Raw genomic sequence first — 11871 nt, forward strand, 5'->3', positions numbered from 1 at the left:
TATGACGATAAAACATTAATAGGCACATTTATGGGAAATTTCAAGGGAAGATAGAAAAGAAAAAATAGGAAGTTTGGGATTTTTCAGAAAGGAAGAGATGAGTATGTTAAGAGTATGAATAAATTATCGAAAAAAGCTTAAATGAGTGATTTGAATAATATCTAGAAAGGTAGATAGTACGTTAAATATGAGCTGAATAAACGTATGTTAACAAGGTGCTTATTCCACAATTTCGATAGGTGTACCAATCTCTACAGCCGCCATGATTTCATCCATCTCATTATCTGTCACGGCAATACAGCCATCGGTCCAGTCGCGTTGCTGATTTATCGCTGCCAAATGCCCAAAACCGTTTTTCTGCCCATGAATCATAATATCGCCGCCGGGACTAACGCCTCGTGATTTGGCACGAGCTTTATCCGCCGCATTAGGATAGCTGACATGAATAGAGCGATAGAATTTAGATTTTTCATTTTTATAATCGAGTATATAAGAACCTGTCGGAGTGCGTTTGTCACCTTGTTGCTGCTTATGACCAACAGGATTGCCACCGAGCGCAATATGATAAGACTTAATCACTTTATTATCGCTTAGCAACTGCAGAGTGCGAGCAGATTTATCGACAAAGACTTTATCAATCATAATACTTTTAGGCATGGCTTGTTTAGTCTCTGAAACACCCTCAGCAGCAATGGCACTCGTGCTAGTAATGATAGCGAGGCTAAAACCTATGACGATAAATAACCAATGTGAATATTTACTATTTTTATTGAAAAAAGACATAGTTTTTGCTTCTTAAAGGTAAGCGCTCATTGATAAAACCATCTTTGATAAGATAGCAAAAGACTATGCCAAGTTTGTGCAAGCTTTATGAATTAAGGGTAAATTTGTTGCACTCAAAATCTAAAATCACTTTATACCATACGAATCGCGCCATCTAGGCGAATCACTTCACCATTTAGATAAGCATTATCGATAATATGTGTGACCAGTTTGGCAAACTCATTTGGATTGCCTAAACGCTTTGGATAAGGAACACATGCCTCTAACTGTTCGCGCGCTTTTTCAGGGATAGTTTCCATCATCGGTGTGGCAAAGACGCCAGGTGCGATGGTCATCACGCGAATACCATGACGCGCCAGCTCACGCGCTAGCGGCAAGGTCAGACCAACGACGCCCGCTTTAGATGATGAATAGCTTGCTTGCCCTACTTGCCCATCAAAAGCCGCGATAGATGCGGTATTGATAATGACGCCATTATCAGCATTCTTCTCATTAGCGCTTTCTGTATTATTGCCGTTCGCCACGCGCTTAGCAATACTAGCCGCGACCAAACGTGCCACGTTAAAAGAGCCAACGAGATTGATATTAACCCCGCGACTAAAAGCATCAAGGTCAGCTGGATTGTTTTCACGGTCAAGCAGCTTTTGTACGACAGCGATACCAGCACAGTTAATGGAACCTTGCAGACCGCCAAATTCTTTTTCCGCCAACTCAACAGCCGCTTGCACCTCATCACCACTGGTCACATCACAACGTGCAAAGCGTACATTATCACCTAACTCATCAACCAAAGCTTGCCCAGTTGACTCGTTCAAATCAGCAATAACGACCTTACCACCTTGCGCGACAATAGCGCGAACCACTGACTCACCTAGACCTGATGCACCGCCAGTAACCAAAAAGCTGTGTTGTTCAATTTGCATAATTATTCCTTTAATTGATGTTTTATTACTATTTTTTAGGCTAACTATTTTATTATCTTAAACGACTATCGAAGTTTCCAACAATCTATGCCGCAGACAAGCTACGCAACAAGAAACGTTGAATTTTACCGCTTGGCGTTTTTGGTAACGCATCGACAAATTCAACCTCACGCGGGTAAGCATGAGTTGAAAGACGTCTGCGGACCAAGTCTTGAATCTCTTTAGCAATCTCATCTGTCCCTTTGATGCCATCTTTTAGCACCACATAAGACTTAATCGTATGACCGCGCACTTCATCTGGCACGCCAACGGCGGCGGATTCTGCGACTGCCTCATGCTCAAGCACGGTATTTTCCACATCCGTAGGCCCTACGCGGTAGCCTGCTGTAATGATAATGTCATCATCACGTCCAGAAAACCAATAGCTGCCATCGCTATGGCGCTCGACCACATCGCCGGTCAAATAATAATCATCAGCAAAGGCGTCTTTCTCATTCCAACTATAACCGCGGAAATAAAACGCCGGCGATTGACTGACGACCACTGCCAGTTGTCCTTGCTCACCATCAGGCAATATGTTCATGTCATCATCTAATACGACTAACGTATGCCCCGGTAACGCCATGCCCATCGAGCCTACTGGGCATTCATGAGCTAACGCATGGTGCTCGCAGCAGGTCATGCCCGTTTCGGTCTGCCCATACTGATCGCACACTTTGCAGTTTAGATAAGTTTCCACCCAGTTGACGACTTCGGTATTTAAGGTTTCGCCTGCTGAATTGGCACAGCGTAGGGATAGCTTGGCATTTTCATCGTTATGAGCGTCTTCAAACACGCCACTCGATTTCATCATCCGAAACGCAGTCGGTGAAGAGGCCAAATTGGTAATCTTATGACGGACCATAAAGTCGCGGGTATTGGCAGCGTCAAAGCCCGATTCATTAAAATAGGTGGTGACACCCATCAGCAACGGACCCGTAATCGCATAATACAATCCATACGCCCAGCCCGGATCGGCCATATTCCAGTAGTTATCATCGGCGCGCAAATCAATCGCATAGCGCATATACAGATAAAAAGCTGAGAGCGCGCTTAATGGCACACTAACGCCTTTTGATTTGCCTACGGTACCTGAGGTAAACATTTGCAAAAACGGCGCATCCTCATCTAACAAAACAGCCTCTACCGTTTGCGGCTGGGTCGCCATCATCTGAGCATAATTATCATCAGACCATTTGCTTTCATTATCAGCTTGCGCATTATTCTTACTGCCAACCATGACCATTTTGGTTTGCTCAGCGAAGTCTTCAAACTTGCCGCGATTTTCCTGATTGGTAAAAACCACTTTGGTATTGGCTTTATCCATACGGTATTTAATCGAATCATAACCAAAGGCGGTGAATAATGGTTGATAAACCGCCCCAATCCGCCAAGTCGCCAATACAATCGTGAGCAGCTCAGGTGTACGCGGTAGCATAGTCGCCACTTGGTCACCGACCTTTACGCCATAAGACAGTAATACATTGGCAACTTGCGCACTTGCCTTATCAAGCTCAGCAAAAGTCATGCGCGTTATGTTGCCAGCAGTATCTTCATGCACTAATGCCAAATTATCGCCGCGACCATCACGTACATGACGACCACAACAGGCCATATAGGCATTTAGACGGTCATCTAAGTTTTCACCAAATATCTCTGTTAATAGCGCGTTCATATCAAAGTTATTATAGTAGTCGCTATAGCCAGTTGGGTTTGGAGAAGAAGTATTCGCAGACGAACTGTTTGGAGATAAGTTGTCTGAAGACAAATTGGTTGAGGACAAATCGTTTGAAAATAAAGTATCTATAGAAGAGGTATTCATAAGCTAATCCTTTAGCAATCGAGGGTCACTGACGATATCAGCGATTTATCAGGAGTAAAACAGTCATATCCTATACACTGTTTCCTCTTATTGTTTGCACTTATTGTTTGCACTTATTAAGTTGCGTATGCTCTATTAGTAACGCATTTTTATATTTATTTCAATACATAACGTATCATTTTTAATTTTAATATGGTTTTCTTAGGGAAGATAACCTTATTTTATGCCATTTAAAAATCCTAGCAACGCTTTCTCTTCACAGCTTTGATATTGCTTGGTACGTCCACGGCGCGCTTGCTTATAAGGCTCAAAAAACTGTCCTGCTAAAAAGCGCTCGATGATAACTGGATTGATATAAGAAGCGCGGCAGACAGCAGGTGTATTGCCAAGCTCCTCCGCCACCGCTTTGACCATAGCAGTAACCAGCTGTTGACGCTCATCGCTATTGGGTTCACTGGCTAATATTGCTTGCCCTTTCGATGTTTGCAGCTCATCGTATAAATGACTGGCTGCAAGAACGCTTGCCATCCAAGTACGAAAGTCTTTTGCGCTATATAAATTGCCGCTATACATCTTGCTTTCACAATCGTGACCGCAAGTATGTGTGCGTAGATAGTCATTGATATGGCTACTGTCGACAACTTGCTTGTTGCCATCATCGTCCAAATATTTAAAAATCTGATAACCAGGTAACTCACTACATGCCTGCACAATGTCAATTAAACGCTCGTCTTGCAGTTCGATATGATGCTCTTTGGCGCTTTTACCGACGAAATCAAACGCCAAGCCATTATCGGTTTCGCTGACGTGCTTGCTGCGTAACGTACTGAGGCCATAGCTCTTATTGAGCTTGGCATAGCGGCTATTACCGATACGAATTAACGTGGTTTCCAGCAATTTAACCACGGCAGCTAGTACATTGGCGCGTGATAACGACTGCGCTTCTAAATCTTTTTCTACTTGCGCACGTAGGTTTGGCAACGCCTCAGCGAAACCTATCATGGCATTAAACTTAGCTTGGTCACGCACGCGATCCCACTCGGGATGATACAAGTACTGCTTACGCGCTTTATCATCGCGGCCTGTCGATTGCAGATGCCCTTTATCATCTTGGCATATCCAAACCTCTGACCACATCGGCGGTATCACCAGTGCATCAAAACGCTTGCGCAACGCTTTATCTTTCACCGTTTTACCTATGGCATCTTTATAGGTAAAGCCGCGTCCCCAACGCCTGCGTGTAAACCCAGGCTCATTATCACTAACATAGCGTAAGTTGGCTAAGCGAGCCAAATATTCATAATCATGGCGCACATCTTGCGTGGTTGTTTGGTCATCTAGCTTCGCCATAATACATACTCGATTGATAAAATAGTCGTTTTAGCATAATCAATTGCGCTTGTTTTTGCTGTTTGTTTGCCACGAGCAAAGTGTAATCGATGTGTAAGAAACACTCTTTAAAAGGTTCTAAATAATGAGCTTTTCAGCCATAATTCGACAACAATCACCACTTAAGTTAAATAAATATCATGAAAAATACCTCTATAAAAATAACCCCATTATCTAAAGCTGATTACGACTCTTGGTTAAATTTATGGCAGCGCTATCTGGCATTTTATGAAACCAGTTTGCCAGCAAGTACGACAGAATCGACGTGGCGCAACTTGCTTGATAATAACGCACCGATTTATGGCTTTGGTGCTTGGCAAAACGACACGTTGGTAGGTATCACGCATGTGGTGCTACATCCCAATACTTGGAATACCACCGAATGCTGTTACTTAGAAGATTTATACGTTAGTGAAGCGGTGCACGGTCAAGGCCTCGGGCGCGCATTGATTGAACAGGTATATGACTTTGCCAATAAGAGAAACTGCAACCGTGTTTATTGGACAACGCAAGAAGGAAACACTACGGCGCGCAAACTCTATGATGTAATTGCCAGCCAAACAGACATGGTGCAATATCGTCAAAACCTATAACGGTTACCAAATATTTTATGACTCAAACTTACCTCAAAAGACAGCCACAAAAAAAACGCCAAGCGTTAAACACTTGGCGTTGATTGTTCTAATAAATATCTAAAAACGATTATTTACCATAAGTGCATAAATAAGCCGTTTCTACGTCCACTTTTACTTGAAACTTCTGATTGGCGTCAATGGTAAATTGCTCACCTGCATTAAAGGTTTGCCACTCATTACTTTCTGGCAACTTCACCGTCAATGCACCACTGACTACGCTCATGGTTTCAAATTCGCTGGTACCAAATTCATACTCGCCAATTTCCATCACGCCAACGGTAGCCGGCTTGGTCGCTGTTTGAAAAGCAATAGAGGTGACTTTATTATCAAAATAGTTATTAACGCTTGGCATAATTTTCCTTAATTAAATGTTGGTTGATATTTTAAAGTTGTCTTAAAAGCGGTCTTTTAAATGGTATTAATAATAGTCTAATCTTACAATCCCGCTTTTAGGCTTGCTTCGATAAATTGGTCGAGGTCACCATCTAGCACCGCGCCAGTGTTAAAGGTTTCAACGCCAGTACGCAAGTCTTTAATGCGCGAGTCATCGAGTACATAAGAGCGGATTTGACTGCCCCAACCGACATCAGATTTACCATCTTCGACTGCTTGTTGTGACTCCATACGTTTTTGCATCTCAAGCTCATATAACTTAGCACGGAGCATTTTCATCGCTGTCGCTTTGTTACCATGTTGGCTACGCTCGTTCTGGCAAGTCACCACCACGCCACTTGGTTCGTGGGTGATACGTACGGCAGAGTCGGTGGTGTTCACGTGCTGACCACCGGCGCCCGATGAGCGGTAAGTATCGATACGCAAATCGGCTGGATTGATATCAATCTCGACGTTGTCATCGATTTCAGGCGACACGAAAACAGCAGCAAACGAAGTATGACGGCCATTATTACTATCAAATGGTGACTTACGCACTAAGCGATGCACGCCAATTTCGGTACGTAACCAACCAAACGCATAATCACCCTTAATCTCAATCGTGGCTGATTTAATCCCAGCAACGCTACCAGAAGATACTTCAATCACGTCAACTTTAAAGCCATGAGACTCTGCCCAGCGCGTATACATACGCAGTAGCATTTCTGCCCAATCTTGCGCTTCCGTGCCGCCACTGCCTGACTGGATATCCAAGTAGCAATTGTTTGGATCCATCTCGCCACTAAACATGCGGCGGAATTCTAAATCAGCAACACGTTTCTCTGCATTGTCGAGCTCTGCTTGCACATCAGCAAGCAATGATTCGTCCTCTGCTTCTACCGCCAGCTCTAGCATGGCAGCCGCATCTTCCAAAGTAGTCTCAAGCGAAACCACCACGTCGATGACGCCATCAAGCTGACTTTTTTCTTTATTAATCTTGGTCGCGCGCTCTGGATCATTCCATAGCTCGGGGTTTTCTAATTCTAAATTGACTTCTTCTAAGCGTTCTTGCTTACCGTCGAAGTCAAAGATACCTCCGCAAATCCTGCCCACGCTCAGATAAATCTTTGATTTGTTCTTGATACGGATTGATTTCCATAAGTATTCCTGTCTTTTTAAATAGATATCTCACTGATATGGCGCTATTTTAAATGAGATTGACAATAAATAGTTGGCTAATTAGTACTGCCTGTATATTAAATAGCGTTAAACTGCCTAAATCGACCAATCTTCTACTGCCCAACGATGGGCAAGCGCGTGCGCATGTAGCGCATCATCGGGTGACACGCAAATAGCCACATCCGCCCATTCGAGCAATGGAATGTCATTTTTAGAATCAGAGTAGGCATAAGTTTTATCAAAATCCATACCCGCTGATTTTCGCTTATCTATCCATTTATTAAGATGGTAAATTTTACCTTCTTTAAAATTAGGCTTATCCGTTAATTTGCCGGTATAGCGCTCGTTTTTTATCTCAAGTGGCGTCGATAGCACGTTGGCATCTTCAATACCAAAACGCTTAGCAATGGCTGATACTACAAAGTTATTAGTGGCAGAAATAATCACTACTTCATGACCTTTTTCGACATGATGACAGAGCACCTCCATGGCTTTTGGACGAATGTGCGGCTCGATTTCCGTCTTAATATAATCTTCGCGTAGCTCATGCAGCCTGTCCATCGGTAAGCTACTTAAGAATTGTGCGACAAATTCATTATATTCGGTCGCATCAAGCGTACCTTCGATATAATCTTGATAGAACTTTTGATTTGCAGTGCGATACTCAGCTTCGTCAACGAGATTATGCTTAACGATATACTCACCCCATAGGTAATCGCTATCGACGTCGAGTAAAGTATGGTCTAAATCAAAAAGTGCCAACTCTTTTGGCGCCTGTCCTGCTTGTGTTGCCTGCATAATGGAACCTTATTCTTGTTTATTAAAGGAATGATTTTTTAGATATAAATTATTTTTGAAATGAAGAGCTTGTAATAAAGGGTGATGAATATAAAATTTGCTGAATAAACTTTTAGAAGCCCACTGTTTACCAAACAAAATTATGCTAACTTGTTTACTTTAATATCCCATTAGCTTATCTTTAGCCTGCTGAATAATAACAATAGAGAACTTTATGAAAGCGCCTGATGATAAAACTGCTTTGTCCAACCGACCGCGACGTCCTGCCCGCTCAATCAGAAAAATCAGGCGACGGCAGTTAGGCAAAAGCTATCAATCGCCTTTAGAGCGTCTGCTTTATGCGCTGTTAAACGCTCTGTTATATGGTTTTGGCGGCTTAATTATCGACTTTGCCATCGTTGTTATTCGCTCCATAGCCGGTATGGGCAATGGCGAGATATTCTGGCTATTTACGCCGTTTATGCTAATTTTGGGGGCGTTAACAGGTTTTATCGTCGGTAAAAGCGCCGGTGCTGAAAGCGTCAATGCCTTAAATATCGACGATACCGGTAATAATCATTACCTTAGTGACCATTCTATACGCCATGATATCTTTCGCGGCCTGATTATCGGCATTATCATTTTTGCCGTTATTTGGCTTATCATGATGCTAATGGCATAACGACCGTTTGCATAAAGAGCCTCTCAATGTCAAAAAATAAGTTAACATTCATAAAAGGGATTGCTCACTATAAAGCCATCCTTTTTTCATAAAATTGTTCTGACTTCTATTTTTCAAACATCTATAGCAATTAATCAGGCATCGCTATTTCTGTTAAGCCAGTTTTAAATTTTTGACAACGCTCAACATAATGTAACGCCGACATTTTTAACATTGCCGCCTGCTCATCGGTCAAGGTTTTGACCACTTTTGCAGGGGCGCCCATCACCAGTGAATTATCCGGAATCTCTTTACCTTCGGTGACCAAAGCTTTGGCACCAATGATACAGTTTTTGCCGATTTTGGCATTATTTAACACCACCGCGCCAATACCTATCAAGCTATTATCACCAACTTCGCAGCCATGCAGCATCGCTAAATGTCCAATGGTGACATAATTACCGATTTTAACCTCAATGCCTGCATCGGTATGGATGACGCTGTTTTCCTGTACATTACTATAATCACCGATATGAATGCGCTCGTTATCACCGCGAATCACCGCCCCAAACCACACGTTGGCTTTATGACCCAAATACACATCGCCTATCACCCGTGCTGAATCAGCTACCCAGCCATTAAATGGTGCTGCAAACTCTGGCGTTTTGTCTAAATATTGATAAATCATCATCCATCCTTAATCGTTATTTTTATATAAGTTTATACATGGTAAAAAGTGCGTGGTAAAAAAGCCTAGCGTAAAAAACGTGTCATAAATAAATGTGATCTAAAGCGTGATAGTTGTAAAGACAGATAAAAACTTTATAGTATAATGCTGCAGCCAATCAATAGATCAATTAGCATAAAGTCGTATGCCATTTCTCCCTATAAAATAACCATAAAATTTTATACGGACAATCAACGCTCACCAACCCTTTTTAGGATCGCAGTGATGATCAGCAAAAAATATGTCCCTATCATTTTATTATCGACCAGCTTGATGGCTTCCATCCCTGCCCACGCAGACAGTAGCTCTACTAGCAAGGTAGGCGATGTGCTGGCCTTTGCCATACCAGCAGCTGCTTACGGTAGCACTTATTATATGGATGATAAAGAGGGTCGTCAGCAATTTTATTATTCATTTGCGACCAACGTTGCTGCGACGCAAGTGCTAAAGTCAGTGATAGATAAAGAGCGACCCAATGGCCGTGATGAGAAATCCTTCCCCTCTGGTCATACCTCAATGGCGTTTCAGGGCGCAAGCTTTATTCATAAACGCTATGGCTTAGAATATAGCATCCCTGCTTATATTGGCGCAGGTTTCGTGGCTTATAGCCGTGTTGAAGCCGATGAGCATGATGTGGCCGATGTATTGGCAGGGGCAGCTTTAGGGGTTGCCAGTAGTATGTATTTAACCAAAAGCTATTATGATGATCAATTGCATATCGCCACCAATTTAGCACCCGACTATTACGGCCTATCGGTTCATTATAATTTTTAAGGCTTTAGATTGCTTGTAGATATAGTCAGTTCGATGTAAAAACGATATGGCGAGTCTATTTTATTTGGCATCAACTATACAACCTGTTTAGAATAAAGACGCTTTTGGTATTGCCTCAGTTTTTGATTAAATAACAACCGTTTTAACATTATGCCCATTTTATCCGCCTTCCTCACCTTAAGGTGCTAGCCCTTAACGCAAAACTCTAGTATAATGCGCAAAATCTGTGCCAAAGCGAGCGGACATGATGTAAGTTACTTATTCACCCCTTAGTGAATCCTGTACCTTTTCATCTATGATGTCTTCTCGCTTTTTTGTGGAAAAATTTTGGCGCTGTCTCTTTTATTATGGTTATTTAGCCGCAGTTAAATAGCAATAATCAAAAAAGCAGCGCTTTATTTTAACCTAAAAATAGCACAGCACTCACTAATAACAGCGGAGGCAACCCTTGAATTCATCGGCAGAAATACAAGCAATTTTGGCACTAGCAGACGGTACGATTTTTCGCGGTTTGAGTATCGGTAGTCTTGGTCATCGTGTCGGTGAGGTGGTATTTAATACAGCCATGACAGGGTATCAAGAAATCCTAACCGACCCAAGTTACGCACGCCAACTGGTCACGCTTACCTATCCGCACATTGGCAATACTGGTACCAACGCTGAAGATGTCGAGTCTGGCAACGGTCACAAAGTTTGGGCTGAAGGCCTTATCATCCGCGATGCGACCATGGTGACCTCAAACTTCCGCAACTCAGAGTCACTGACTGATTATCTACAGAGCCATGATACGGTCGCTATTGCTGATATTGATACCCGCCAATTGACCCGCCTACTACGTGATAAAGGTGCTCAAAACGGCTGTATCATGACCCCTTCTAATGGCGAAACTATCAGCCATGATGACGAGCAGCAAGCAATTAAATTGGCGCAAGAGTTTGCTGGTATCGAAGGGATGGACTTGGCAAAAGAATGCTGTACACCGACGACGTTTGAATGGACAGCCGGTAGCTGGGATTTATCAGATACGCTGCTTAACCGCGATGTAGCTGGTAGCCATGATAGCGGTACGGGTGGCTTCTTTAAGCATTTGGGTACGCATGTCGAAGCAAAATATAACGTGGTCGCCTATGACTTCGGTAGCAAAACCAATATCCTACGTATGCTTGTTGACCGCGGCTGCCATGTAACCGTCGTACCAGCGCAAACGCCTATCGCAGACGTGCTGGCGATGAATCCAGACGGTATCTTCTTATCAAATGGTCCTGGCGATCCAGCGGCTTGTGATTACGCTATCGATGCGGTACGTCATATCATTGAAGAAACAGAGATTCCAACCTTTGGTATATGCTTAGGTCATCAGCTGATTGGTCTTGCCAGCGGTGCAAAAACCATCAAAATGAAAACCGGTCATCATGGTGCCAACCATCCAGTTCAAGACTTGGCCAAGGGTACGGTTATGATTACCAGTCAAAACCATGGTTTTGCCGTTGATGAAGACACGCTGCCTGCCAATGTTAAATCGACCCATCGCTCATTATTTGACGGTACCAACCAAGGAATTGAGCTGACCAATAAGCCCGTCTTTAGCTTCCAAGGTCACCCAGAAGCCAGCCCTGGCCCGCATGATGCTGCGCCATTGTTTGATAAATTTGCCGATATGATGGCAGCGGCGAAAGCGTAAGTTATCGATAATTAGCCATACGCAAATAATCAATATAAAGCTTGAAGCACAGATGGTGGTTCAAGCTGCACCATAGCAGACACGATAAGCGTTATTGAACATATCGTTA

At 43.0% G+C, this 11871-nt stretch carries 12 protein-coding genes; 4 read left to right on the forward strand and 8 right to left on the reverse strand.

Annotation, left to right across the window (positions count from 1 at the left end; translation table 11 throughout):
• Positions 1 to 219 precede the first annotated feature (219 nt).
• From QJS82_RS07385 to QJS82_RS07400, 4 genes are all read right to left on the reverse strand, one after another.
• Positions 220 to 783 (reverse strand): L,D-transpeptidase family protein, encoded by a 564-nt coding sequence (locus tag QJS82_RS07385; protein ID WP_281490057.1) that lies wholly within the window; start codon positions 781 to 783, stop codon positions 220 to 222.
• Between the two features lie 131 nt (positions 784 to 914).
• The gene (locus QJS82_RS07390; protein ID WP_281490058.1) at positions 915 to 1706 is read right to left on the reverse strand and encodes an SDR family NAD(P)-dependent oxidoreductase; all 792 of its coding nucleotides are present in this window, start codon (positions 1704 to 1706) and stop codon (positions 915 to 917) included.
• A gap of 85 nt (positions 1707 to 1791) precedes the next feature.
• A complete protein-coding gene (locus tag QJS82_RS07395; protein ID WP_438656684.1) occupies positions 1792 to 3420 on the reverse strand; it encodes an AMP-binding protein in 1629 nt (542 codons plus the stop codon).
• A 363-nt stretch (positions 3421 to 3783) separates the two neighbouring features.
• Positions 3784 to 4917 (reverse strand): DNA topoisomerase IB, encoded by a 1134-nt coding sequence (locus QJS82_RS07400; protein WP_281490060.1) that lies wholly within the window; start codon positions 4915 to 4917, stop codon positions 3784 to 3786.
• A gap of 179 nt (positions 4918 to 5096) precedes the next feature.
• On the opposite strand from QJS82_RS07400, the gene QJS82_RS07405 reads away from it, so the two are divergent.
• Positions 5097 to 5549 carry a GNAT family N-acetyltransferase gene (locus tag QJS82_RS07405; protein WP_281490061.1) on the forward strand — a complete coding sequence of 151 codons (453 nt, stop codon included), beginning with the start codon at positions 5097 to 5099 and terminating at the stop codon, positions 5547 to 5549.
• 109 nt (positions 5550 to 5658) lie between these two features.
• Here QJS82_RS07405 and ppnP read toward each other — a convergent pair whose 3' ends face one another.
• The 3 genes from ppnP to QJS82_RS07420 form a co-directional block, all read right to left on the reverse strand.
• A complete protein-coding gene (ppnP, locus tag QJS82_RS07410; protein WP_201618732.1) occupies positions 5659 to 5943 on the reverse strand; it encodes a pyrimidine/purine nucleoside phosphorylase in 285 nt (94 codons plus the stop codon).
• An 83-nt stretch (positions 5944 to 6026) separates the two neighbouring features.
• Positions 6027 to 7122 (reverse strand): peptide chain release factor 2 gene (gene prfB / locus QJS82_RS07415; RefSeq protein ID WP_201625376.1). Its coding sequence is split into 2 segments (ribosomal slippage): positions 6027 to 7049 and positions 7051 to 7122, totalling 1095 coding nucleotides; the frame shifts between segments, so codons are not numbered across the junction.
• A gap of 116 nt (positions 7123 to 7238) precedes the next feature.
• Positions 7239 to 7940 carry an HAD family hydrolase gene (locus tag QJS82_RS07420; protein WP_281490062.1) on the reverse strand — a complete coding sequence of 234 codons (702 nt, stop codon included), beginning with the start codon at positions 7938 to 7940 and terminating at the stop codon, positions 7239 to 7241.
• 214 nt (positions 7941 to 8154) lie between these two features.
• Here QJS82_RS07420 and QJS82_RS07425 point away from each other — a divergent pair, with 214 nt between their 5' ends.
• The gene (locus QJS82_RS07425) at positions 8155 to 8601 is read left to right on the forward strand and encodes a hypothetical protein (RefSeq protein WP_281490063.1); all 447 of its coding nucleotides are present in this window, start codon (positions 8155 to 8157) and stop codon (positions 8599 to 8601) included.
• 130 nt (positions 8602 to 8731) lie between these two features.
• Here QJS82_RS07425 and QJS82_RS07430 read toward each other — a convergent pair whose 3' ends face one another.
• Positions 8732 to 9268, reverse strand: a complete 537-nt coding sequence (locus tag QJS82_RS07430) for a gamma carbonic anhydrase family protein (RefSeq protein ID WP_201565134.1) — start codon at positions 9266 to 9268, stop codon at positions 8732 to 8734.
• A gap of 264 nt (positions 9269 to 9532) precedes the next feature.
• Between QJS82_RS07430 and QJS82_RS07435 the strand changes: the two genes are divergently transcribed.
• Positions 9533 to 10081, forward strand: a complete 549-nt coding sequence (locus tag QJS82_RS07435) for a phosphatase PAP2 family protein (RefSeq protein ID WP_281490064.1) — start codon at positions 9533 to 9535, stop codon at positions 10079 to 10081.
• A 448-nt stretch (positions 10082 to 10529) separates the two neighbouring features.
• The gene (carA, locus tag QJS82_RS07440; RefSeq protein WP_281490065.1) at positions 10530 to 11762 is read left to right on the forward strand and encodes a glutamine-hydrolyzing carbamoyl-phosphate synthase small subunit; all 1233 of its coding nucleotides are present in this window, start codon (positions 10530 to 10532) and stop codon (positions 11760 to 11762) included.
• Positions 11763 to 11871 lie beyond the last annotated feature (109 nt).

Source organism: Psychrobacter maritimus (assembly GCF_029953575.1).
GTDB classification, from domain to species: domain Bacteria; phylum Pseudomonadota; class Gammaproteobacteria; order Pseudomonadales; family Moraxellaceae; genus Psychrobacter; species Psychrobacter maritimus.